This window comes from Archangium gephyra (assembly GCF_042230915.1).
GTDB classification, from domain to species: domain Bacteria; phylum Myxococcota; class Myxococcia; order Myxococcales; family Myxococcaceae; genus Archangium; species Archangium gephyra_B.
This window is the reverse complement of sequence record NZ_CP102578.1, coordinates 5,865,539-5,888,655: the sequence shown is the minus strand read 5'-3', so window position 1 is coordinate 5,888,655 and position 23,117 is coordinate 5,865,539. Positions and strand designations below refer to the sequence as shown.

The following is a 23,117-nucleotide window of genomic DNA, read 5'->3' as shown; positions in this document are numbered from 1 at the left end:
ATCAGAGGTAGGGTGCTGGTATGGTTCACCCCGGGGTAGGCGCTCCAGGGGCTGGGGTCGACTTCGAGACCCAGAGGAGCCCCAGCTCCAGTGGCTCCGCGTCGAAGGGCTCGGCGCGGACCACCTCCTCGCCCCCGTGACGGGCGGCGAGTCTCCAGCCCCTCCTCCCCCGACGGTACACCTCCAGGGTGTGGGCTCGCGGATCCACCAGCCAGGCGTGGCTTACGCCCTGCTGGTGGTAGACCTCCAGCTTGCGCCCCCGGTCCAACGCGGCCGTGGAGGGCGACAGCACCTCGCACACCCAGTCGGGCGCCACGTCGAAAAAGGGCTCATCCCGCTCCAGCAGCCCGGGTGCCCGCTCCCGCCGCCAGCCCCCCAGGTCCGGCACCAGCACCTGCTTGCCGAAGTGCAGCTCCGGCTCGTCCAGGAGCCACCAGCCCCCCGGACCGCCCTGCCCCGCGTCGAAGCGATCCAACAGCACGCCAAGCTTCGAAGCCGCCCGCGAGTGCCACGCCGCCGGCCGTGGAAAGGCCCACAGCTCGTCGTCGATGATCTCCCCCACCCACCCTGTCGGCAGGGCCTCAATGTCCTCGTAGGTGGCTGGACGCTTTCCCCGACCCATGTTCGCTCCTCCTCCCGCTGGCGCTCCCGCCAGACTCGTCCCATCATACCGCAGGGGGTGACATCAGAGGTAGGGTGCACCGGGCCGGGGCTGACGTAGCATGGCGTCCTCACCATGGACGAAAACGGCGACGATCCCGAGATCCCTGGCGAGGAGGATGTGCAGCCTCCTCCCGGGTTGGTGGGGGTGGGCGGCACCCTGGATCCCGACTTCCTCATCCAGGCCTACCGCGCCGGGATGTTCCCGTGGTCCTCGGACCCGGTCATCACCTGGTGGTCGCCGGACCCGCGCGCCATCTTCGACCTCGAGAGCTACCGGCCCCACCGCAGCACGCTCAAGCGCATCCGGAGCGCCGGCTGGCGGTTCGCCGTGGACGAGCGCTTCACCGACGTCATGCGCGCCTGTGCCGAGCCCTCCCCCGGCCGCCCCGAGACGTGGATCTCCGAGGACTTCATCGCCTCGTACACCGAGCTGCACCGCCGGGGCATCGCCCACAGCGTGGAGGTCTACGAGGGAGAGCACCTGATCGGCGGGCTGTACGGCGTGGCGTTCGGCGGCTACTTCGGCGGCGAGTCCATGTTCCACCGGCGAACGGACGCCTCGAAGGCGGCGCTCGCCTACCTCGTCGAGCGGCTCAGGGCCCACGGCTTCGTCCTGCTCGATGCCCAGGCACCCAATCCGCACCTGATGCGAATCGGAGCCGTGGAGATACCCCGGGCGGAGTACCTCGCACGGCTCCGAGTGGCGCTCGGCGTCGACGCCCGGTTCTGAGCGTCAGCTCCCGAGCGGATGAACCCGCACCACGCGGCCGAGCACATCCCGGCGGCTCGCCCACCCGTTCACCCTGCCCACGTTGTTGCCGATGAGCACCCGGTCCCGGGTGGCCTCCTTCACCAGATGCAGGAGGACGCCCCCCTTCCATCGCACCAGCACCACGTCTCCGGCCTCCACCACGGCGGGCTCCACGGGACCGATCGTGACGGGCTGCCCATCCTCGATCCGTCCTCGCATGGATCCGCCTCGCGGCCGGACCGTGACCTGCTCCCCCCTCGCCAACGCGCTGACCGCGTCGGTAGCCCATCCCATCGGTGACTCTCCTCGTCAGGAATCCGCGGCGACAGACGCCCTCACGAGCGCCGGCCTGACACGGGCTTCTCCGGACGGCCTGAGCTCAGCGGAGAGACGACGCCCGGGCGCTCCCCCGCTCGCCTGGAGCTTCATTGCCGGGAGCGCACCCGATGCGAAGGGTGTCTGCGACACACCACACGCGGAGGGGAACATGGCAATCGCGACCCTGACGGCCTGGGAAGGCCCGCTGGCGAATCACTCGGCGCTTCCACTCCGGGCCACGCTCGGCTCGACGATGCTCTACCACGGCATCTCCAAGCTGAAGCCGGAGGGCCTGGAGCAGACCTCGCAGTTCTTCGAGAGCCTCGGCCTCGAGCCCGCACGGCCCCTGGCGCTCGCGACGGCCTGGACCGAGACCCTGGCTGGCGTCCTCTCCGTGCTGGGCATCGGCACCCGCGTGGCGGCGCTCTCCATCCTCGCCACCCAGGCCGTGGCCATCGCCAAGGTGCACGCCTCCAAGGGCTTCGACAACCTCAAGGGCGGCTACGAGTTCAACCTGTCGCTGATGGCCGCGGCCCTCGGGTTGCTGCTCGGCGGCCCCGGCAAGCTGTCCCTCCACCAGGCCGTCCGGCCGCGCCCGAGCCGCCGCTGGGGCCTGGGCCTGCTGCGCCGCAAGAGCGTCAGTCCCCTCGACAAGCTCGCCCTGCTGCTCGGGTGAGGACGCGCTTGGGGCCCCGCGCTCCGGCCGGGGCCTCCCCTGCGTCTCAGGCCACGTTCGCCAGGAGCGCCCCCCCGGCATCCGATAATGACGCCTCGGGCTGCCGCTCCGGCTCGCGCGGCTGGGACAGGCCGCGCAGCGTCCCCAGCATCTCCTGCGTCGGCTCCTTGCCGCGCCGCATCGACACGAAGAGCTGCCCGCGCACGCCCGCGCCCTCGAGGCACGACTCCAGCGAGTGCTTCACCAGCGGATGCGGGCTGACCTCCAGGAAGGTGTCGTGCCCGGCCTCGAGCAGCGTGTCCACGCCCTCGCGGAACAGCACCGGCTCGGCCAGGTTGCGCACCCAGTAGCCCGCGTCGAACCGCCGCCCCGGCAGCGCGCCTCCCGTCACCGTGGAGACGATGGGCAGCCGCTCCGCGCGCGGGCCGATGCCGCTCAGCAGCCCGTGCAGCTCCTCGCGGTAGGGGTCCACCTGCGGGCAGTGCGCCGCCACCTCCGAGTCCACCCGGCGCGCCGGCACGCCGCGCCTGCGCAGCACCGCCAGCACCCGCTCCAGCACCTCCGGCTCCGCGGCCACCACCGTCCACTCGGGGCTCGCGTGGATGACGCGCCACAGCTGGCCCGCGAACTCGGGCAGCGCCTCACCCACCCGCGCCCACGGCAACCCCACCACCGCCATGGCCCCCTTCCCCTTGAGCTTCCCCACGGTGCGGCCCTGGTGGCAGATGACCCGCATCGCGTCTTCCAGCGACAGCACCCCCGCCACGTGGGCCGCCGCCACCTCGCCGATGCTGTGCCCCACCACCGCCGCCGGCTCGATGCCCCATGAGCGCCACAGCGCCGCCAGGGCGATCTCCATGGACACGATGGCCGGGCAGCTCACCTCGATGTCACCCAGCCGCGCGTCCTCCGCCGTCAGCGCCTCCAGCAGGGACCAGCCCATCAGCCGCCGCACCTGCACGTCGCACGCCTTGAGCACCAGCGCGAACACCGTCGAGCGCTCCAACAGCGCCCGGCCCATGCCCGTCCACTGCGAGCCCTGCCCGGAGAACACGAAGACCGGTCGGCATGGACCCATCCCCGGGCCCGCCTCGCCCTCGTGACGCATCAGGGACTCCTTGGAGGTCCACCGCATGCCCCACTCCCCTCACTGGGCTGCCTCGACTCCGCCAACAGGGCGGGTCATAACAGCCCCACCGAATCAATTCAGTATGGGTGTATTGATAGCTCGTTTTCCAGGGAAAGTGAAGTGGGACTTTCACGGCTGGTGGATTCTTCGACTTTTACCACCCTCTCAAGGGGTGCGAAGGCGTGCCGCTCGTACCCTGTGGCTGGCGGTGGGAGCCGGGGAGCCGTAAAAAGAGGGAAGCCATGAGCCAGGTTCATTACCAGCCACTCGGTCCCTTGATGCCTGGAGAGGGCGCGCGCCCGTACCTGGCGCTGGCGCTGCAAGAGGGAGCGGCGCCGCGGCCGGTGGTGTTGGTGTGGGCGCCGCCCGAGGTGGCGCAGGACGCGATGCAGCGGGCGCGGCTGGAGCGGGAGACGGAGCGCGCCGTCGTCTTCGAGCACCCCAACATCCTGCGCGTGCACGGGCTGGTGACGCTGGAGGGCCGGCTGGCGCGGGTGACGGAGTACGCGGATGGAGAGCCGCTGCGCCAGATATTGGAAGCGGCCCAGCGCCTGCCGCCGGAGTTCGCCGCGCTCGTCGCCGCGGACGTGGCGAAGGGGGTGCACTACGCGCACGTGGCGGGCAACGATGATGGGACGCCGCTGATCCACGGAGATCTGCGCCCGGAGACCGTGATGGTCTCGTTCAACGGCGTGTGCAAGGTGTCGGGCTACGGCGCGCTGGGGGTGGCACCGAGGGAGCTCAATGGACGCCGGGTGCGCAACCAGCGCCTGTACATCGCCCCCGAGCAGCTCATGGGTGGCCGCGAGGCCTCCTCCGTCCTGACGGACGTGTTCCTCCTGGGCCTGCTGCTGTACGAGTGCCTCTCGGGGCGCAAACCCTTCCAGGACTCCATCGAGCGGGACAAGGCCGTCCTCAACCGCCCGCTACCGCCGCTGCCGCCAGAGATTCCGCTGCCCTACAACGAGGTGGTGCGCCGCGCGACGGCCAAGCGCTCCGGGGACCGGTACCCGAGCGCCCTCGCCTTTCGCGAGGCCCTGGTGGCCGTCGCGGGCGAGCTGCCCTCGTCCACGGCCTTCGGCGGGTTCATCGAGAGGCTGCTGCCGCCCAACAACGAGACCCGGGCCGCCCGGAAGAGGACGATCGACAAGGGACTCGAGGAGCTGGCCCGCGGCGCGCGAGCGCCCTCCCCCGCCGCCGCGCCCGTCACCGCGTCCGTGCCGGTCGTCCCGCCCGCGCCCGTCACCGCGTCCGCGCCCGTCATCGCGCCCGTGGTGGCTCCGCCCGTCCCGAGCGCGCCGCCCCCGAGCGCGCCGCCGTCCGCCAGCGCCGAGGCCCTCGCTGTTGCGGCGCCTCCGGCCGTGCCCATGGCCGGGCCCGCGCGCCCGCGCCGCTCGCCCGCGCCCCTCGTGGTCGCGGTGGGTGCCCTGCTGCTCGTGAGCGCGGTGGGCACCGTCTGGAGCGTCCGGCAGAAGCCCCCGCCCGTCCCCGAGGACATGGCGACGGATGCGGGTGATGACCTGCGATTCGACACCCCCGTGCTGCTCGAGGCCGCGCCCCAGTCCCCGCCGGATGCCGGAGTGCGCGTGGCGGCCGCCCCGGCGGCGCCCACCGTGCCTCCCACGCCGGTGGAGATCCTCGTGAATCCCGACGTGACCGTGTCGGTGGATGGCAAGGCCTTCGGCCGCTCGCCGCTGACGGTTCCGCTCGCGCCGGGCCGCCACACACTCACCTTCCTGGATGAGGCCAGGGGGCTGAAGACGGCGCGGATGATCGACGTGCGCTCCACTCCGGACACGGTGACGTTCCGCATCCGGCTGGGCATGGGCTCCATCCTGGTGCACGCGCCGTCCGGGTCCCAGGTGACGCTCGACGGGCAGGCGCTGGGGACGGCACCGGTCTCCGAGAAGACGATGTTCGAGGGCGAGCACCACCTGCGCGTCACCCAGAACGAGTCCGTCTGGGAGAAGACCTTCATGCTGCCGGGAGACCAGCGCCTGGTCTTCAACGTGGACTTCGAGGCGGAGTAAGCCGGCCTGGCCGGAGTCAGCGAGCGCCCGGGAGAGCCGCCGACTCGTCCTCGTTGCGAATAGCCACACGCCAGCTGGACAACTTTTGCGAGACCGGGCCCATCACGCCCCCCAGGCGGCCCCTCGGTCGATTCCCTGGAAGCGCTGGCCTTTTCATATTATGGTCATAATATCAAAAGCCAGCCCAGGGCCGCGGCGCGGGAGCTGCCCCGTCGCGTGCGCCTGAACGAGGAGAAGTCATGAACGGCCGAGTCTCCGCCCCCAAGTCCACGCGGCACCTCCAGGAACTCGAGCAGATCCTGCGGGGAGAGGCGCCGCCCCCACCCATCGCGCAACTGCTGGGGCTGCAGCTCACCGGAGTCGAGACAGGCCGCGTCGTCGTCGAGCTGGACGCCTCGAAGCGCCATGCCAATCCCATGGGAACCCTCCACGGTGGCGTGCTCTGCGATCTGGCGGACCTGTCCATGGGCGCGGCGATGGCCACCACGCTCGAGGATGAGGAGAGCTTCACCACGCTCGATCTCACGTCGAAGTTCCTCAAGCCCATCTGGAACGCCCACCTGCGCGCCACCGGGCGAGTGGTCAAGCGCACGCGGACGCTCGGGTTGATCGAGTGCGACGTCGAGGACGACAAGGGCAGCCTCGTGGCCCGGCTGTTCAGCTCGTGCATGGTCCTGCGTGGAGACGAGGCGCGCGGGCGATGACAGTCATGACTCCCGCGCTGGAGGCTCAGGGCGCCAACGCCTGATCCAGGTCCCGGATGAGATCCTCCGGGGCCTCCAGTCCGATGGACAGGCGGAAGATGCCGTCCCCGGCCCAGGCCCGGTAACGCTCCAGCAGCTCGGGCGGGAGCTGGAAGGAGGTCCGCTGCAGATCCTCCGTCGGCAGGTAGAAGACGAGGCTGTGCGGCTTGCCAAGCGAGACGGCGTACTTGACCACTTTCAGCCGCTCGGCGAGGCGGCGCGCCACGGCGGGAGCGTTCTCCGCCTGGAAGGCGATCATCCCCGAGGTGTTGCGCAACTGCCGCCGGGCGAGCTCTGCCTGCGGGTGTGAGTCGAGGCCCGGGTACAGGACGTGGTGCACGCGCGGGTGCGTCTCGAGAAACGCGGCCACCTGCCGGGCGGTGGCCGCGTGGGAGGCCATGCGCTGAGGCAGGGTGGCGAGGCTGCGGAGGATCAACCACGCGGGAAAGGGGCTGAGCACCGCGCCCAGGTGGATGAGCGAGTCCTGGCGCAGCGCCGCCAGCTCTGCCCGGCGCCCCACGACGACGCCACCCAGCGCATCCCCGTGGCCTCCGATGTACTTGGTCAACGAGTGGATGACGAAGTCGGCCCCGAGGGCGATGGGCCGCAGTCCGATGGGGGTCGCGAGGGTCGCATCGACGGCGAGGCGGGCTCCGGCCTCACGCGCGAGCGCCCCCACCGCCTCCACGTCGGTCAGCTTCAGGATGGGGTTGCACGGGGTCTCGATGTAGACGAGCCGCGTCGTGGGGCGCAGGGCGGCACGGACCTGGGCGAGGTCCGAGGTATCAACGATCGACACCTCCACGCCGAAGCGCCGCAGCTTGCCCCGGACGAACTCGGCCGCGCCCGCGTAGCAGACGTCGCTGATGACGAGGTGGTCTCCAGGCCCGAGCAGGTGCAGCAGCAGCCCGGTGATGGCCGCCATGCCGCTGGAGAAGCAGAGCGCATCCTCGCCGCCCTCGAGCTCGGCCAGACGCCGCTCCAGGGTGCGCACGGTGGGCGTGGACCAGCGCGCGTAGAAGTAGGGCGACTCCTCGCCCAGGTCCGCCGCGGAGAAGCCCACCCCCTCCGGGTGGGCGCGAAAGGTGGTGGACAACACGAGGGGCGTATTGAGCGGCGCCCCCTCCTCCGAATCCGCATCGGCCTGCACCAGCCGGGTCCGCACGTCCCATTCTTCAGCCATCGATCACCTCGTGAGGTGGAAGCGAGGGCCATCATTCCACGAGTGCATTGACGCTCGCCGATCTCCGGCCCTATGTCGCCCGCACCCATGTCGCAGACAACGAATCCCCAGGTCGTGATCGTCGGAGCCGGCCCCGCCGGCATGCTGCTCGCCTACCAACTGGTGACGAATGGCGTCCCGGTGCGCGTGCTCGAGAGACATCCCGACTTCGAGCGCGAGTTCCGCGGCGAGTTCCTCCAGCCCTCGGTGCTCGCGGCCCTGGAGCAGCTCGGCATGCTCCAGGTGCTCGCGGAGCGGAAGCTCGCGTTCCCGGAGGTGGAACGGCGGCTGTTCGTCGGGAAGAGCCGGCGCGTCATGGTCCCGGGCGGCAAGGAGCGGGGCTCGCTCATCTCCCAGGCCGGCTTGCTCGGGCTGCTCCACGAGCTGTGCGGCCGCTTCCCGCACTACCGGCTGGACTTCGGCACCACGGCCCTCCAGACGATTCGCGAGAACGGCCGGGTGGTGGCCCTGAAGACGCGGCGCGAAGGCACCGAGGGCCGTGTCGACGGCGACCTCTTCGTGGACTGCAGCGGCCGCAACAGCGGGCTGCGCAAGGACGTGGGCATCCAGACCGAGTCCAACCAGGTGCCCGCGGACGTGGTGTGGCTGCGCTTCGACTTCTCGGACGCCCCCGAGGCGCTGCCCGAGAGCCTCGATGTGCACATGTTCGGCAAAGGCGTGGTGGCCGTCTTCCACCGCACGACGCGCTCCCGGCTGCAGGTGGCCTACAGCGCGCCCGGGGATCTCGGCGGGCTGCGCAAGAACCTCCCCGAGCTGCGGCGCCAGCTCCTGCCCACGGTGCCCGAGACGCTGCGGCCCCACCTCGAGAAGAAGCTCGACGAGAACACCGAGACCCAGTTCCTCCGGGTCGTCGTGGACCGGCTCGAACGCTGGCACGTGCCCGGGCTGCTGTTCCTCGGGGACGCCGCGCACACCATGTCGCCCTCGGGAGGCCAGGGGTTGAACCTGGCCCTGCGCGACAGCATCGTGGCCGCCAATCACCTGCTCGAGGCCCTGCGCGCCGGTCAGCCCATCGACGAGGGCGTCCTCCAGAAGATCCAGGACGAGCGCCGCCCCGAGGCCGATCAGATCCAGGCCATGCAGACCCGCGTGCACCGGATGGTCATGGCCCCCCTGTTCGTCGAGCACCTCATGTTCACCGTGCTCGGGGTGGTGCTGAAGCTCTCGAAGAAGGCCAGCCAGGGAAGCCAGGGCGTCACCCGGGTGGACCTGCGCTACGGCATCCCGGTGGCCCAGCTTCCCCGCTGACGCCCCGCGACTCCCCTCAGCAGGTGGAGCCGCCCTCGTCATTGTCCGAGGGGTACTTCAACGTCACGAAGATGGGAGGCCCCTTGTCGTGCTCGTCGGTGTCCGAGGGGAACTTCCGGGTTTGCGGTCCCGGGCAGGGCGGTCTGTGGCCGCCCGAGACCTGCTCGAGCTCCTGGGCCTCCAACAGCTGCGCGAAGAAGGGCTTCCCGCCCTTCCGAGGCGCTTTGTCCTTGGCGTTCTTCTTCATGTCCGGACTCCTTCGCGGCGGCCTGTCGGCCGGTGGGGGTGGTACACCCGGATGGAGTCCGCGAGGATCGGTTGTGACGGCGCGGCCCGGGAGCACGCACCCCTGCCCGTTCAGCAGTCCTTCGGCAGGGAGGTGTGCGCCTCCAGGGTGTCGCCCCGGGAGATGATGAAGCACACCCGGGGGACCGGGGTGATCACGTCGAACGCGTAGGGTGCGCCCGTGCCGAAGTCGAGCAGCGACAGATCGAAGCGGGAGATGTTGTTGATCACCAGCCCGTGATCCTCCGCCGAGAAGGCGACCCGGTTCAGCCCCTCCTGCCCCCTGGTGCGCCGCACCTCCTCCAGGAGCGCGTGGTAGCGGTGGAAATCCGCGGCGCTCGCGGACTGGAGCCGGGCCCGGACGCGGGCCGCGAGCTCGGGCAGCGGCAGCGTCGTGGCCTCCCCGGGGGCGAGCGGGACGAGCAGCGGCAGCCCGGCATTGCCGAAGTAGGACGGCGGGAGCAGCCCGGGAATGCGCCGGAAGTCGAAGATGATGCCCAGCGACGGCTCCGGCGCTCCCTCCACGGCCGTGGGGTGGTAGTGCCGGAAGAGGTGGGCCGCCAGCACGTCGCCCACCGTCACCTGGGGCTGGCTCGCCCGGGCCTCGCGCAGCAGCGCCTCCACCTGCTCCCGCGGCAAGCGCACGATGTCCCAGGTGTAGTCCTCACGAAGACAGAACCGCGGCAGCGGCCCGAGCCGGAAGCCGGCACGCGCCAGCTCCTCCTCCAGCGGACCGGACGCCCCCAGCGCCTCCACGGGCGGCGGCGGGCAATCGGAAACGGCCGGAGCCACCGGGGCGGCCCCTTGGACGTTGCGCGCCCAGGCGTTGAGGAAGTTCACCAGGCTGACGCCATCGCCGAGCACGTGCGACATGCTGGCCCCGATGCACCCCCCCTCCCCGAAGCGCGAGACCTTCAGCTGGCACCGCGGCCACCGGGTGCCCCGCTCCGCGGAGTCGAAGAGCCCGGTCCGCGAGTCCTTGTCACCGGAGGGCACCCTGCTCCCCGGCACGTCTTCCAGCGATACGCGATCCCCCATCCGCAGCCGCGGGAACGCGGGCAGGATCCTCGCCAGCCCTTCGGCCAGGGCCTCCGCCGCGGGCAGCCGCTCGTAGAAGAAGGCGAACTCGATGGGGAAATCATCCAGCCCCGCGAAGAAGCCATCCAGCGCCGGGCGCTTCAACGATTCCGTCATGATCCTCTCAGGGGAAGCGGTAGAGCACGCCACCGGACTGCAGGCCCGTGCCGACGCACAGCAGCGACACGGTCTCCCCGGACTTGTGGCGCCCCGCGTGGAGGAAGTCGTGGAGCACGAGCGCGAGCGAGGCCGCCGCGCAGTTGCCGTGGTTCTCCATGTTGAAGAACGACCGCTCCTCGGGGATCCCCATCCCCTGCAGCCAGCGCCGCTGGTGCTGCGCGTTGCTCATGTTGAAGATGACCCAGTCGGTGCTCTTCAAGCCGCTGTCCTCGAGCACCTCGCCATGGCTGCGCGTGAACGCCGTGTGGAGGTTGCGGGGAACGGCCCGATAGTCCACGGAGTAGTGGTCCGCCATCACCTCCGCGTAGTTGTCGGGCGTGGGAGGGTGCTTGGAGCCACCGAACTTCTTCTGCACCACGTCCAGATCCGGCTCGGTGTGCATGAAGAAGGTGGAGAACCCACACGGCTCCTGGGAGCGCTCCGCCGAGAGCACGAGCGCTCCGGCGCCATCGCCGAAGATGGTCGACAGGAGCCAGATGCGCTTCTTGAGGTCCGGCCTGTTGAACGAGGACAGGGAGCTGGCGCAGCACACGAGGATGTTGCGCGCCTGGCCCGAGCGGATGAGTGCGCTGCCCATCATCATCGCGTTGAGCGGGCCCGCGCAGCCGGCCACATGCGTGAGGGCCAGCACGTTGGGCGCGGCCCCCAGCCGCTTGTGCAGGACGCACGCCGGATCCGGCGTGCACTGGGTGGTGGGCGTGAGCGTCACGAAGATGATCATCTGGATGTCGCCGATGCTCATCCCCGCGTCCTTCAGGGCCCGCTGCGCGGCCTCGAGCGCGAGATCGTCCTCGTCGAGATCATCGAGCCGGTCGTTGCGGTAGTCGTAGCGGGTGTGCCGCGTCTTGACACCGAAGGTCTCGTAGACCCACGCCGGATCCTTCCGGCCGTGCCAGTTGCAGATGTCCTCGTTGGAGAAAGCCAGGGGCGGCAGTGCCATTCCACTACCCCGGATCACCACGGAGGGCGACACGTCGTTCCGATGCGAACTCGACAGGGCCATAACTGTCCTTGCAGCTCGAGGGGGAGTGAATGAATCGAGGGGGGATGAATGGGCGGCTTCCTCGGCATCCATCGAGATCCCCTTCGATGAACTTGTAAGGAACACCCACGCCGGGCTGCCATGCAAACGTTACTACAGCTGCACGGTGTCTCTCATCTGGGTCAGGGCGGCACCAGCTGGGGCTCGATGACCCCATGAGCCTCCACTCTTCTCGAAGAGATCCAAGCAAGCTGGATTCACCGAGCCGATTCAGGCCGTGTGGACAGGGAGCCCACCCCCGCGAGCCATGACGCGCACCGCCGCGTATTGGGCCGCCCGCGGCCGAGGCGCTGTGGTACAGAGCGCCGCCCCCACTCACCTGGTGGGCAGGTGAGCGTCCTGCTCCGCTGCAAAGAGCCGGTGCGCAACCCCATCATCAGCCAGGCACGGCAGGAGTCCCCTCCCCCGGAGAAGCCGGTGGCGGGTCCGGCTCCGAGCGCGCCTGAAATGCCGTGCCCCGAGGAGGGCATCCATGCAGATTGCCAAGGACACCGTCGTCTCCATCGACTACCGCCTACACCTGGGTGACGGGAAGATCATCGACGAGAGTGAACCGGGAGATCCGCTCGTCTACCTGCACGGGTACGAGGAGATCGTCCCGGGGCTGGAGAACGCGCTCGCGGGAAAGAAGGCGGGCGAGTCCCTGAAGGTCGTGGTCGAGCCCAAGGACGGTTACGGGGAGTACGATCCGGATGGCGTGGAGGAGGTGCCGCGCGAGGACTTCCCGCCGGACATGGAGCTGGAGGCCGGTGGCATCGTGAGCGCCACGGATGAGGACGGCGACGATGTGGAGTTCCTCGTCAAGGAAGTGCGGCCCAAGACGGTGGTGATCGACTTCAACGATCCGATGGCGGGCAAGACGCTCCACTTCGAGGTGACCGTGCGCGAGGTGCGCGCGGCGACGAAGGAAGAGCTCGAGCACGGCCACGCGCACGCCCCCGGCCACGAGCACTGAGCCGGCTGCCCGAGGCAACGGCTCGAAAGCAGTCCGTGCCGCAACCACTCGAGAGCCTCGCTGCCTGCCTGCCTGGCGGGCCTCGTCCGGGCATCGGGAGTCACCTCCGCATGACAGACTCCCGGCCTTCCAGCGTCTCGAGGGCTCATGCCGCATTCGTCTGAAGGGGGCGCGCTTTCGTACAACCAGCGGGCCCTCTGGTTCGCCACCCAGCTCGACTCCACCGCGTACAACCTCGCCTACGGCTTCCGGCTCCGGGGTGCAGTGGAGCCGGAGCTGCTGAGGCGTGCGCTGGCGCTGCTGGTGGAGCGGCATCCGGTACTCCGTACGACCTTCACCGACACGGAGCGGCGCCGCGGCCCTCCCCCACTGCAGCGCCCGTGCGCGCCCCGACGGAGGAGGGAGACCCCGCGGCATCCCGAGCTGGCGTGGATCCCCCTGGCCGCCGAGGGCGTCGAGGTCCACGTCGTGCCCGGCAATCACGTGACCATGCTGCGAGAGCCCCACCTCCAGGAGCTCGCGAGGAAGGTGCGGGGCGTCCTGGGGGAGCGCGCCTGAGCCCTTTCAGGCAGGTCCGCGAAAGAGCACCCCGGGAAAATGCGCTGACCGCCGTGGCCATATCCCCTCGCCCTCCGGGAGAGGGACGGGGTGAGGGGATCGGGTGAAATGGGGTTCAATCCCCTGTCCACACCAGGGCCACGGGTTGAAGGGTGGTGACTGCGGTCACCAGGGGATGACGGCAGTCACCGGGCTCGAGGCCTCCAGCGGGTGACGGCGATCCCCAGGACACGCGGCTTTCAGAGGGACGAGGGCCTCTTGCAGCGGCCCCGAGAGGCCGCGAGGCCCTGGCACGCCTCCTGCTCTATGCCCACGCGAGCCGCGAGCAAGTCGCCTCCCACGTCCCCAGCGCTCCCGAGGAGTTCCCGCCATGGCCATCGCCCCCCTGTCCCGTTCGCCCATCGCCTGCCCTTCCTCGGTGCGCCCCGCCCAGACCGAGCCGAGCTCCACGCCGGCCAGGGGCCTGACGGACCTCCAGGGCCCGCAGCGGAGCAACTCCCTGCGGCAACTGTTCGCGGCCGATGGCTTCGACTCTCCGATGAACGCGAAGAACGCGGGCGGCCTGGAGTCGGTGGTGCAGGAGCTCGCGCGGATGGCGCAGGTGCTGGAGAAGGCCGCGCAGCTGCTCGGTGGCCAGGGTGGCGCCGGTGCTCCCAGCCCCACGGCCGGTGGCCAGACGATGCCGGCCCCGGCGTCTCCGCTGAAGAGCGTGGAGGGTGCCGGTGGCGTCGGTGCTCCCAGCCCCGCGAAGAGCGGCAACACGATGACCTTCACCAACGATGGCAGCTCGCCGATGACCATCCAGTTCACGCCCAACGCCGGGGACAAGGCGATCAACTCCCTGACGCTGGAGCCCGGCAAGGCCCAGACGGTGGAGTTCCCCAAGGGCTGGTCCGGCAACTTCCGCAGCACGTCGGGCGACGGAGCGGCGGCCACGCTCGGTGAGGTCAAGTTCAACGGCGGCGGAGACCAGACCTATTACGACGTGAGCTACATCGAAGGGGACAACGCCTCGATGACCATCGCGCCGGAGAGCGGCGGCAAGAAGTCCGGCACGGAGCGGAACCTCCTGGAGTCCGCCCCGGACGCGGTCAAGGCCCGGAATGCCGCCGGCTCGGTCTACGGCATCAAGAAGACCACCACGTCCAACGTGCAGGATCAGGGAGTGGTGGACTTCTACCGGAAGCACGTCGGCGCCGATCAGGGCTACGTCATCCCCACCGATGATGCGAGCACGCTGGCGACCCAGGACACCCACCTGACCGTCCGCATGAAGGATCTGGTTCAGGGCACGACGGGCCGGGTCTGATGGCCCACCACGGAGCGCCAGTGCCGATACCCGAGCTCCTACGAGGAACGCCGGCCGCGCCGTCCAGCGCACAGCCAGGCGAGGATGGCGGCCTTGTCACCCGTGGCCAGCTCGTACCGGGTTCCGGGGGTGATGATGCCCTGGCGCGCGGCGAGGGCTTCCACGGCGAGCTGCGCATGGGTGAGTTGCACGCCCGCTCCGCCCCCGCCGAGCACGAGCGGTGCCCCCATCTTGAGATCCAACACCCCGACCCATCGCCGCTCGGGGCGCGGCTCCGACATGTCCACCACGACGAAGTCCCCGGCGAAGCGGCGCTGATCGCAGCGAAAGGCCCACACGTTGCGCTTGCGGCGCAGCAGCTCCCGCAGGAAGGGCTTCTCATCGCTCTTGAGGGCGTAGCGCTCGGACAGGAGAGAAGCGTTGGAGAGGGAATAACCCTCCTCCTTCGCGAGCAGGAGCGCCCAGGGGTTGGCGTGCCTGAGCAGGGGCAACGAGATGGGCAGGACGATGGGGGGCTCGCGAGGCATGCAAAATCACTATCTGGACCAGACGAGGGCCAGCTCGAGCTCGAGGGCCTCGAATGGCTCGGCGCGCACCCGCGCCTCACCGGCGAAGGAATGGACGAGGAGCCACTGGCTTTCCTGAAGCCGGAAGATCTCGAGCGTGCGGGCCAGCGGATCCACGTGCCACAGGTGCCGCACCCCTTCCCGGGCGTAGATGTGCATCTTCTGGCCCTTGTCCCTGCTGCGCGTGCGCTTGGAGAGAATCTCGCACGCCCAATCCGGGACGAGGTCGTAATGCGCCGGCGCATCCTCTCCTCCGACAGCGTCCGGCAGACGCTCGCGCCTCCACCCGGCGAGGTCCGGCACGAGCTTGTCCGGGCGGGGGCCGAGATGCAGTTCTGGCTCGGAGATGCTGACCCACCCGCCCGGGCCCCCCCTGCCAAACTTGAAGGGCGCGGTGAGGATGCCTGCAAGGTTCATCGCCACGTTGGCATGGGGGCGGGCCGGGCGGGGGCTGAGGTGCAGCTCACCGTCCAGGATCTCCGCCACCATCTCCTCTGGAGCAGCCTGGAAGGCCGCCTCGACGGACGGGGCGTTTCGTTCAGTGGACTCGGACTCGGGAGGGCGGCGAGTGACCATGAGGGAAGATTTCCGCATGACCCTCACGCAGTGCAATGCCAGGGCCGCGGTAGCTACTTCCAGAACGAGGCGTGGGCCCTCGCGAAGTCCTCGAAGGAGCGCGGTGGGCGGCCGGTCACGCGCGAGACGGTGTCGGCCACCCGGGCGTCGGTCCCCTGCCGGATGGACTCCTCGAGCCCCGCGAGGAGCCGGGCATAACGTTCCGGAATCCCCGCGCCCATCATGTGCTGGACGACCGCCTCACCATCCACCTGCACGTGCCGCATCGGGCGGCCGGTCACCTGGGAGAGCACGGCCGCGATGTCGCCGTAGCTCAACGCCTGGGGGCCGGTGATCACATGCGCGGTGTCATGGGAGCGCTCATCGGCGAGCGCCCGGACGGCGACCTCCGCGATGTCCCGGGCATCGACGAACCCGACGCGGCCCTCGCCCGTCGCCGTCACGAGCACCCCATCGTGCTTCAGACCGGCGCCATGGTGGTGCCGCTCGTCCGCGAAGTTCTGCATGAACCACGATGGCTGGAGCACGGCCCACTCCGGCGCCCGCTCGCGGAGGGCCCGGTGCACGGTCCCCAGCCCCGGAGCCCCTTCGGGCACGGCGGAGGAGCTCAACAGCACGACACGCCGAACGCCATGCTCCACCGCCCGCTCGATAAACGGCAGCATGAGGACGGAAGGGTCCTCCACCATCGCCGGGGCGATCAGGTACATCCGGTCCACGCCGGACAAGGCCTCCTCATGGCTGGAGGGATCGGCCCAATCGAAGCGCACGTGCTCGGTGGTGCTGTCCGCGGGGCGGTCTCCTCGCGCCGCGGTCCGGACGGCAAAGCCGAGCTCCGCCAGGCGCGAGGCAATGGGCCTGCCCGTGTTCCCCGTCGCCCCCGTGACGAGGACGCGGGGGGCGTGTCCCGTTCGCGAAGCACTCATGACGCGCTCACCGCCTTCCGCAGGTTCTGCTCTCCACCGAAGGCCCTGAGCCCCGGGATGGGATTCCAGTACTCCCGGTAGAGGGAGATCCTCCCGTCCCGCGTCTTCACCATCATGACGTAGTCCTGCTCGTACCCGCTGCCCGTGACGGCGATGGTCGCCGAGCCGTGCGCTTCCGCGAGCGCGACGTCCGGCTCCGAGGTGCGGTAACGCCGGACCTTCGTGAAGACGAGCCCCTGGAAGTGCTTCGGCGTGTCCGCGAAGTACCGGCGGATCGCCTCCCGTCCTTCCAGGCGCTCGGGCAGACCGAGCCCGGCCGCATAGGGGAACTCGACGACCGCGTCTTCCGTGAAGAGTCCGAGCCAGCGCTCGATGTCCGTACCGATGAGCTCCAGGTGGGCGTCCAACAAGCTGGCGGCATCGCGAGGGGATGAGGGAAGTGTCATGCGTCGCTCCTGATTCGTGATGGACGAACAGTGCTCCCAGCGCTATGGACTCTCAATGCCAGCGAGTCCAAAAGAATTGCCCGAGCGTCCAGGACCCATGGACGGCCGCATCGACGTCGTCTCGGACGTGCTCGAGACGATGCGGTTCACCACCCAGCTCTTCGGCCGCTTCGAGCTGGGAGCGCCCTGGGCGCTGCGCGTTCCGAAGAAGGAGACCTCGTCCTTCTACGTGCTGGCGCGAGGCAGCCTGCGGCTCCGGGTCGAGGGCGTGGAGGCTCCCGTGCTCCTCTCGGCGGGAGACGTGGTGCTGGTGCCCCATGGCGCGGCCCACGTGCTGGATGATGGCTCCCGGCGCACGCTCGCGGCGCGGGACATGCTCTCCCCGGAGCAGCTGCGCGGGCCCTGGCTCTCGCCTCTCCGGCTCGGCGGAGAGGGGCCTGTCAGCACGCTCGTCGTCGGCTGCTTCCGGTTCAGCCCGGGTGTGCACAGCCCCCTGTTCAATGCCTTCCCCCCCGCCATCCACCTCCCCGCCCACGAGCCGGGGGCCGCGCCGTGGCTTGCCGCGACGGTGCAGCTCATCGCCGCCGAGAGCGCCTCGCCGGGCCCGGGCAGTGCCATCGTCGTCGGGCGGCTCGCGGATGTCCTGCTCGTCCAGGCGTTCCGCATGCGCGTGGCCACCGCCGGCCCCGAGGGCGCGGGGTTGCGGGCCCTGGCGGATCCCCACATCGGTGCCGCACTCGGGCTGATGCATGGGCGCCTGGCCGAGCCCTGGACGGTGGAGCGCCTGGCGGCCGCGGTGGGGCTGTCACGCTCGGGGTTCGCCGCGCGCTTCCACGCGCTCGTGGGAGAACCCCCGCTGCAGTACCTCGCCGGGTGGAGGATGGCGAAGGCCGCGCAGTGGCTGCGCGAGACGGACGACAGCCTCCCGCAGATCGCCGAGCGGGCGGGCTACGTCAGCGCCGTGGCCTTCAACAAGGCCTTCAAGCGATGGCATGGCCTCGGGCCCGGGGGTTACAGGCGGGCACGAAGCGTGGGGCGCGGCGGCCAGGAAGGGGCCGCGCTCCCCGCTCCGGGCCCGTGACTCAGCGCTTCGCGAGCTTCAGCTCATTGGGCGCATTCAAGGCCTTGCCCTTGCGGCTGTAGTTCTGCACCACGAGCGAGTTCCTGCCCGCGTCGTAGGTGACCTGGGTGTAGTTGTCGTCCTGCTCGAAGCCGTAGCTGCGGTAGTGCATGGTGACGGCGCCGTCGATGTCGAAGCCATCCTTCTCGGCCTTCGAGTCGTGCACGAAGCCGAGCGGATCCCCATCGGCGAACGGGAAGGGCCAGTAGAAGGCCGAGGACACGATGGAGAAGGCCTTGAGCGGCAGCGCTTTTCCGTTCCTCTTCTCGAAGGAGATCTCCGCCAGGTTGGAGCAGTGCACGTCGCCGGAGAGGAAGACGACGTTCTGGACATTGTTGTCCACGATGGTGCGCAGCACGCGCCGCCGCGTCTCGGGGAAGGCGGGCCAGGAGTCGCTGCTCCCACCATCGGTGGACGAGCCGACGTCATTGGGCGCGAAGACGCCCGGGGAGACGACGAACTTGGGCACGTTGCCGCGCCGCTTCTGCTGCTCCACCAGCCAGTCGCAGAACTGATCCAGCTGGCCCTTGATGCCGGGGGCACTCGCCTTGGCGGGGTAGCCCAACAGGTGGTTGCCTTGCAGGGTCTCGTCGTCATTGCGGATGCGCTGCGTGCGCACGTCGAGGACGAAGAAGGGGGCCTGGGCGCACTCGAAGCTGTAGTGGATGCGCTTGTCGAAGTTGCGCGGCCCGTGCACCCACTGGTAGCTCATGTACGCGCGGATGGCGTTGTGGAAGAGATCGCGCTTGAGCGCGTCCTTGAGGCGGGCCTGCGCCCAGTTGTCCTCGATCTCGTGGTCATCCAGGATCATGTACGTTGGCAGCGAGCGCATGAGCCGGCGGATGTAGGGCGTGGAGAACGCCGTGGTGTAGCGCTCCTGGAACTCGCGCCAGGTGTCCGCGCGGCCCACGGGGATCTTGTTGAACTTGTCGGCGTAGATCTGGTCTCCCATCATCAGCACGAAGCGGGGCGGGAGCGCGTCCGCGGCGTGAGCCTGCTCCACGTGCCGGTACATGGCCTGGAAGATCTCATCCGAGCGCTTGGACTCGCCCATGACGCCCGGGTAGCGGCAGGAGCCCATGAGGAAGGAGAAGCTGCTCTCGGCCGGGCTGGGGAAGGTGGTGAAGCTGGCCTCGGCCTCGGCGGGATCCATCCGCCGGAAGTCCTCCTTCCACACGCTCTTCGGGGGGAGCCGATCAAAGACCTCCTGGTCATCGACGATCAGCTCGGAGTCGATGCTGTCCACCGAGATCGAGCCCAGGCGGGCCGTGTAACGCGTATTGGGTTTGAGCCCATCGAAGTCCACCGTTCCGGTGCGGTCGTACTCACGATGGAGGCGGAAGTACTCCACCCTCGGCTCCGGCTGGCCCGGCTCGTAGAGCGCGGCGACCCCCACGGTGCGCAAGTCCGAAACATCCGCGGCGCGAATCCAGAGACGAACGCTGGTGTCCGTGGTGTGTCCGACGATGGGGCCAACGGACGGCGGGCGAAGCATCTGCGGCATGGTCTCCCCCTGGGGTGTTTGGCGGAGCCACTCTAGATCAAGAAGCGGCCGCCCGATCGCACGGCCGCTCTTCCCCGCTCAACCCCGGGGGCGGCATTGTGGAAGCCCCCTCCCCTCCCTAGCTTTGGTCCCATGGGGCCTCCACGCATCCAGAGCGAGCCCGAGTCCGACCCGAGCGATCCCTACCTGCGCGACGCGCAGACGTTCCCGCATCTGAGCCCCGAGATGGCGGCGCGGGTCACCTCCTATGGGACCGAGGAGCGGCTGCCCGGCGGGACCCTCCTCTTCCAGCGCGGTGATCGGAGCGTCGACTTCTTCTTCGTGCTCGAGGGGAGCATCGAGATCTTTGAGCTCGACCCGCACGGCACGCCGAACATCTTCACCGTCCATCGCGAGCGGCAGTTCACCGGCGAGCTGGATCTCTTCAACAACCGGCAGATCTTGGTGAGCGGCCGCACCGGAGCCGACAGCCGGGTGGTGCGGGTGAAGCGCGTGGACTTCCGGCGGCTGGTGTCGGGCGAGCCGGACATCGGCGAGATCATCATGCGCGCGTTCATCCTGCGCCGGGTCGGTTTCATCCGGCACCAGCAGGGGGGTGTCGTGCTCATCGGCCCCGGCCATGGCGCGGACACGCTCCGGCTGCAGCGCTTCCTGACGCGCAACGGCTATCCCCATAAGCTGTTCGACACGGACGTCGACCCGGAGGGCGGTGGCTTCCTCTCCTGCTTGAAGCTGATGGGCGGGCAGCTGCCCGTGGTGATCGCGCCGGGAGACCACCGCGTGTTCCACAATCCCCGTGACGCCACGCTCGCCGACGGGCTGGGGCTCACCGAGGAGGTGGACCCCGGGCACGTCTATGACGTGGTGGTGGTGGGCGCCGGTCCGGGAGGGCTCGCCGCCGCCGTCTACGCCGCCTCCGAGGGCCTGGAGACGCTCGTGCTCGAGTCCCTGGCGCCGGGCGGACAGGCGGGGACCAGCTCGAAGATCGAGAACTACCTCGGTTTTCCCACCGGCATCTCCGGACAGGCGCTCGCCGGCCGGGCGCAGGTGCAGGCGCAGAAGTTCGGGGCGCGGCTGCTCATCTCGCGGCCGGTCATCGCCATCGACTGCGAGCGCAGGCCCTACCGGCTGCGCCTGGAGGATGATCGCTCGGTGCAGGCGCGGGCAGTGGTCATCGCCACCGGCGCGCGCTACCGCAAGCTCGACGTGCCCGACCTGGAGCGCTTCGAGGGACAGGGCATCCACTACGCCGCGACCGCGATGGAGTCCCAGCTGTGCACGGGCGAGGAGGTGATCGTCGTCGGAGGCGGCAACTCAGCCGGCCAGGCAGCGGTCTTCCTCTCGCGCACCGTCGCGCGGGTCCACGTGCTCGTGCGCGGCCCCGGGCTCGCCGCGACGATGTCGGACTATCTCGTGCAGCGCATCCTCTCCTCGCCCCGCATCACCCTGCACACGCGCACCGAGATCACCGCGCTCGCGGGCGATACGCTGCTGCGCGAGGTGACGTGGCGCCACCGGGACACGAGCGAGGTGTCCACGCACCGCATCGGCAACGTCTTCGTGATGATCGGCGCCGAGCCCAACACCGAGTGGCTCCACGGCTGCCTGGAGCTCGACAGCAAGGGCTTCGTCAAGACGGGGTACGGCGCCGGCGGCCATCCGCTCGCCTCGCCCTATGAGACCACGCGCCCGGGCATCTACGCGGTCGGGGACGTGCGCTCGGGCTCGGTGAAGCGCGTGGCCTCGAGCGTGGGCGAGGGCTCCGTCGTGGTGCAGGCCATCCACGGCTTCCTGCACCCCATGCCGGGCTGAGCGCGGGTCGCCCCTGTCACGCCACCGTGAAGACGGTCGCGACGCCGAACATGTCGTCGCCGAGCACTTGCTGCTGCACCTCGGCGAACTGTTCCGCGGCCGCGCGCAGCTCGTTCTTCATCCGGGAGAACTTGAAGGCCGCGTTCAACGTGGTGTCGTAGGACTCGAGCATCGCGGTCATGAACCAGGCGTAGCTGTCCGCGTTGTTCAGCGCGTCCGCGTGCGTGATGTGGGACATCACCTTGCCCGCGATCTTCTGGCGCAGCTTCGCCTTGTCCTCCTTGGCCGCCTTGAAGGTCGAGAGCACGTTCTCCCGGAACACGTTGAGGTAGGCGAGCTTCTTTCCCTCCGAGGGGACGTTCACCGGCGCGTCCACCGTCTTGGCGTAGCGGTGGGTGGCCTCGTGCACCAGGAGGTTGGCGTGGAAGGGAGCGCCGAACATGATGCTCGAGTCCGTGAGCTTCTGGAACCGCAGGTGGATGGGCCCCATCTCCCCCATCAGGGACTGGGCCACATAGCCCGCGTAGTCGGAGCCGAAGCTGGGATCGGTCTGGATGATCTCCATCTTCCCCTTCTCGTCGGCGAGGCCGGTGCGGGTCTTGCGGAAGACCGAGATGAGCGTGCCCAGCGCGGCCTCCGGGTCCGAGGCCTCGTTCAACGCGAAGTAGAGGTAGAGCAGCGCGCGCACCTCCTTGGTGACCGAGGAGCTCAGGTTCCACAGGAGCTCGGTCTCGACCGCTTCCAGCGCGGAGATCGAGAAGTCGAGCATCGCGCCGACCACCTTCTGGGTGTGCTTGGGCAGGGGGACCTTCGGGTGGTCCTGGAGGAAGCCCCAGCTGCCGTTCGACGTCGCCGAGGGAATTTGATGACGCATGGGGCACGCTCAGTTCGCGGGACTGCTCGAGGGGCCCCGAGGATAGCAGAGAGCCTCAGGCCCGGCGCGAGGGCCCCGGTTTCACGGCCTGCGCCGCGTACTCGTCCGTCAGCCGTTTGTAGTCGTTGAAATCCGGCAGCTTCTCGAAGCTGTGAAGCGCGGGGGTGGTGGCCCAGGGCAGCTTCTCGCTCGTCCACGTCTCCATGAACGGGGTGAACCAGCTGGGGTCGTCGAGCATCGTCGCGCGAAGGTTGACGAACCAGTCCATGCCCTCGGCCCGGGTGAACATCCAGCTCATGCAGTACGGACAGAAGTAATGACGGGACGCGCCGTGGAGGCCACCAATGACGGGCTCTCCTTGCGTGACCGAGAACCCTTCGGTGGGGATGGCGGCGCTCAAGGAGAAGGCGCTGGCCGTCATCCGCTGGCAGCCCGTGCAGTGGCAGGCCATGGTGAGCAGCGGCGGTGCGCTGATCCTCAGCCGCACCTGTCCGCAGCGGCATCCGCCTTCCCAGGGGAGATTCCAGTCGCTCATCATCGGGTCCTTTCGCGTTGGGGTGTGTCTACCAGATCAGGCCAGGTGGCACGGTCCATGCCGATCAATGCCCTGTCGGGCGCGACAACCAATACGAGCGACCCTTACTGCGCAGCACCTCCTCCAGGAACTCGGAGAAGCAACTGGCGATCTGCTGGCAGTAGGCCGGGTTCGGCCATGTCTCGTGGTCGCCGTCGAAGAGGGGGTAACGACCGTTCTGCTGCCGGGCCACGTCCACCACCACGTAGTTGCCGTCCTGCACGTCACAGAGGGCATACATCGAGGCAGGGCCCCACTGGGCGTCATCCTCTCGACGTATGGCCACCCTCGCCCGGACGATCTCGGACAGGGGAAGCATCTGGTAGGGGGCATCCGGCAGCCGCTTGAACAGCTCCGCCCCGTTACAATGCAGGTAGAAGGCCCGCAGGTCCTGGTCCAGCCTCCAGCCCACCCGCTGCTCGAATGCCTCGATCTCCTCGGGCATGGCGGGCGGATAGGGGAAGTGGTCGCGGGAGACCTCTTCGAGCAAGCGGATCATGGGCGCGGCCATG

Annotated in this window: 25 protein-coding genes; 10 read left to right on the top strand and 15 right to left on the bottom strand. The window is 69.4% G+C overall.

Going from position 1 to position 23,117, the window contains the following annotated elements; genetic code table 11:
- Positions 1-25: 25 nt before the first annotated feature.
- Positions 26-622 carry a Uma2 family endonuclease gene (locus NR798_RS23090; RefSeq protein ID WP_375773645.1) on the bottom strand — a complete coding sequence of 199 codons (597 nt, stop codon included), beginning with the start codon at positions 620-622 and terminating at the stop codon, positions 26-28.
- Between the two features lie 114 nt (positions 623-736).
- Between NR798_RS23090 and aat the strand changes: the two genes are divergently transcribed.
- Positions 737-1,393, top strand: coding sequence for a leucyl/phenylalanyl-tRNA--protein transferase (aat, locus tag NR798_RS23085; RefSeq protein ID WP_375773644.1), 657 nt, complete (start codon positions 737-739; stop codon positions 1,391-1,393).
- Positions 1,394-1,396: 3 nt separating this feature from the next.
- Here the strand turns inward: aat and NR798_RS23080 are convergent, their stop codons facing one another.
- Positions 1,397-1,633, bottom strand: a complete 237-nt coding sequence (locus tag NR798_RS23080; RefSeq protein ID WP_375773643.1) for a hypothetical protein — start codon at positions 1,631-1,633, stop codon at positions 1,397-1,399.
- Between the two features lie 268 nt (positions 1,634-1,901).
- Here NR798_RS23080 and NR798_RS23075 point away from each other — a divergent pair, with 268 nt between their 5' ends.
- Positions 1,902-2,408 (top strand): DoxX family protein, encoded by a 507-nt coding sequence (locus tag NR798_RS23075; protein ID WP_375773642.1) that lies wholly within the window; start codon positions 1,902-1,904, stop codon positions 2,406-2,408.
- 46 nt (positions 2,409-2,454) lie between these two features.
- On the opposite strand, the gene NR798_RS23070 is transcribed toward NR798_RS23075, so the two are convergent.
- On the bottom strand, positions 2,455-3,543 hold the full coding sequence (locus tag NR798_RS23070) for an acyltransferase domain-containing protein (protein WP_375773641.1): 1,089 nt from the start codon (positions 3,541-3,543) through the stop codon (positions 2,455-2,457).
- Between the two features lie 236 nt (positions 3,544-3,779).
- On the opposite strand from NR798_RS23070, the gene NR798_RS23065 reads away from it, so the two are divergent.
- Both NR798_RS23065 and NR798_RS23060 read left to right on the top strand, forming a co-directional pair.
- Positions 3,780-5,567: a serine/threonine protein kinase gene (locus NR798_RS23065; protein WP_375773640.1), complete on the top strand. Its 1,788-nt coding sequence runs from the start codon at positions 3,780-3,782 to the stop codon at positions 5,565-5,567.
- A 239-nt stretch (positions 5,568-5,806) separates the two neighbouring features.
- Positions 5,807-6,271 (top strand): PaaI family thioesterase, encoded by a 465-nt coding sequence (locus tag NR798_RS23060; protein WP_375773639.1) that lies wholly within the window; start codon positions 5,807-5,809, stop codon positions 6,269-6,271.
- Positions 6,272-6,296: 25 nt separating this feature from the next.
- Here the strand turns inward: NR798_RS23060 and NR798_RS23055 are convergent, their stop codons facing one another.
- Positions 6,297-7,493 (bottom strand): trans-sulfuration enzyme family protein, encoded by a 1,197-nt coding sequence (locus NR798_RS23055; RefSeq protein ID WP_375773638.1) that lies wholly within the window; start codon positions 7,491-7,493, stop codon positions 6,297-6,299.
- Between the two features lie 114 nt (positions 7,494-7,607).
- On the opposite strand from NR798_RS23055, the gene NR798_RS23050 reads away from it, so the two are divergent.
- A complete protein-coding gene (locus tag NR798_RS23050; RefSeq protein ID WP_375773637.1) occupies positions 7,608-8,801 on the top strand; it encodes an FAD-dependent monooxygenase in 1,194 nt (397 codons plus the stop codon).
- Between the two features lie 16 nt (positions 8,802-8,817).
- Here the strand turns inward: NR798_RS23050 and NR798_RS23045 are convergent, their stop codons facing one another.
- The 3 genes from NR798_RS23045 to NR798_RS23035 all read right to left on the bottom strand — a co-directional run bounded on the left by NR798_RS23045 (position 8,818) and on the right by NR798_RS23035 (position 11,283).
- Entirely contained in the window at positions 8,818-9,048 is a 231-nt protein-coding gene (locus NR798_RS23045) for a microviridin/marinostatin family tricyclic proteinase inhibitor (RefSeq protein ID WP_375773636.1), read from the bottom strand.
- A 110-nt stretch (positions 9,049-9,158) separates the two neighbouring features.
- Positions 9,159-10,280 carry an acyltransferase gene (locus NR798_RS23040; protein ID WP_375773635.1) on the bottom strand — a complete coding sequence of 374 codons (1,122 nt, stop codon included), beginning with the start codon at positions 10,278-10,280 and terminating at the stop codon, positions 9,159-9,161.
- A gap of 7 nt (positions 10,281-10,287) precedes the next feature.
- Complete coding sequence (locus NR798_RS23035; protein ID WP_375773634.1) at positions 10,288-11,283, bottom strand: 3-oxoacyl-ACP synthase III family protein; 996 nt, start codon at positions 11,281-11,283, stop codon at positions 10,288-10,290.
- Between the two features lie 574 nt (positions 11,284-11,857).
- Between NR798_RS23035 and NR798_RS23030 the strand changes: the two genes are divergently transcribed.
- The 3 genes from NR798_RS23030 (at position 11,858) to NR798_RS23020 (ending at position 14,207) form a co-directional block, all read left to right on the top strand.
- Positions 11,858-12,340, top strand: a complete 483-nt coding sequence (locus tag NR798_RS23030) for a peptidylprolyl isomerase (RefSeq protein WP_375773633.1) — start codon at positions 11,858-11,860, stop codon at positions 12,338-12,340.
- A gap of 147 nt (positions 12,341-12,487) precedes the next feature.
- A complete protein-coding gene (locus NR798_RS23025) occupies positions 12,488-12,898 on the top strand; it encodes a condensation domain-containing protein (protein ID WP_375773632.1) in 411 nt (136 codons plus the stop codon).
- 370 nt (positions 12,899-13,268) lie between these two features.
- Positions 13,269-14,207, top strand: coding sequence for a hypothetical protein (locus NR798_RS23020; protein ID WP_375773631.1), 939 nt, complete (start codon positions 13,269-13,271; stop codon positions 14,205-14,207).
- A gap of 38 nt (positions 14,208-14,245) precedes the next feature.
- Here the strand turns inward: NR798_RS23020 and NR798_RS23015 are convergent, their stop codons facing one another.
- The 4 genes from NR798_RS23015 to NR798_RS23000 are packed head-to-tail and all read right to left on the bottom strand — an operon-like array spanning position 14,246 to position 16,721.
- The gene (locus NR798_RS23015) at positions 14,246-14,734 is read right to left on the bottom strand and encodes a hypothetical protein (RefSeq protein ID WP_375773630.1); all 489 of its coding nucleotides are present in this window, start codon (positions 14,732-14,734) and stop codon (positions 14,246-14,248) included.
- Positions 14,735-14,743: 9 nt separating this feature from the next.
- Complete coding sequence (locus NR798_RS23010; RefSeq protein WP_375773629.1) at positions 14,744-15,349, bottom strand: Uma2 family endonuclease; 606 nt, start codon at positions 15,347-15,349, stop codon at positions 14,744-14,746.
- Positions 15,350-15,402: 53 nt separating this feature from the next.
- Positions 15,403-16,275: an NAD(P)H-binding protein gene (locus NR798_RS23005; protein WP_375773628.1), complete on the bottom strand. Its 873-nt coding sequence runs from the start codon at positions 16,273-16,275 to the stop codon at positions 15,403-15,405.
- Complete coding sequence (locus NR798_RS23000; protein ID WP_375773627.1) at positions 16,272-16,721, bottom strand: nuclear transport factor 2 family protein; 450 nt, start codon at positions 16,719-16,721, stop codon at positions 16,272-16,274. Before NR798_RS23000 ends, NR798_RS23005 begins: the two co-directional genes overlap by 4 nt.
- 97 nt (positions 16,722-16,818) lie before the next feature.
- Here NR798_RS23000 and NR798_RS22995 point away from each other — a divergent pair, with 97 nt between their 5' ends.
- Entirely contained in the window at positions 16,819-17,802 is a 984-nt protein-coding gene (locus NR798_RS22995; protein ID WP_375773626.1) for an AraC family transcriptional regulator, read from the top strand.
- A 1-nt stretch (position 17,803) separates the two neighbouring features.
- Here the strand turns inward: NR798_RS22995 and NR798_RS22990 are convergent, their stop codons facing one another.
- Complete coding sequence (locus tag NR798_RS22990; RefSeq protein ID WP_375773625.1) at positions 17,804-19,345, bottom strand: alkaline phosphatase D family protein; 1,542 nt, start codon at positions 19,343-19,345, stop codon at positions 17,804-17,806.
- Positions 19,346-19,477: 132 nt separating this feature from the next.
- Here NR798_RS22990 and NR798_RS22985 point away from each other — a divergent pair, with 132 nt between their 5' ends.
- The gene (locus tag NR798_RS22985) at positions 19,478-21,157 is read left to right on the top strand and encodes an FAD-dependent oxidoreductase (protein ID WP_375773624.1); all 1,680 of its coding nucleotides are present in this window, start codon (positions 19,478-19,480) and stop codon (positions 21,155-21,157) included.
- A 16-nt stretch (positions 21,158-21,173) separates the two neighbouring features.
- Here NR798_RS22985 and NR798_RS22980 read toward each other — a convergent pair whose 3' ends face one another.
- From NR798_RS22980 to NR798_RS22970, 3 genes are all read right to left on the bottom strand, one after another.
- Positions 21,174-22,031: a hypothetical protein gene (locus NR798_RS22980; protein WP_375773623.1), complete on the bottom strand. Its 858-nt coding sequence runs from the start codon at positions 22,029-22,031 to the stop codon at positions 21,174-21,176.
- Between the two features lie 55 nt (positions 22,032-22,086).
- Positions 22,087-22,566 (bottom strand): GFA family protein, encoded by a 480-nt coding sequence (locus tag NR798_RS22975; RefSeq protein WP_375773622.1) that lies wholly within the window; start codon positions 22,564-22,566, stop codon positions 22,087-22,089.
- Between the two features lie 64 nt (positions 22,567-22,630).
- Positions 22,631-23,116 (bottom strand): SMI1/KNR4 family protein, encoded by a 486-nt coding sequence (locus NR798_RS22970; RefSeq protein ID WP_375773621.1) that lies wholly within the window; start codon positions 23,114-23,116, stop codon positions 22,631-22,633.
- Position 23,117: the final 1 nt, after the last annotated feature.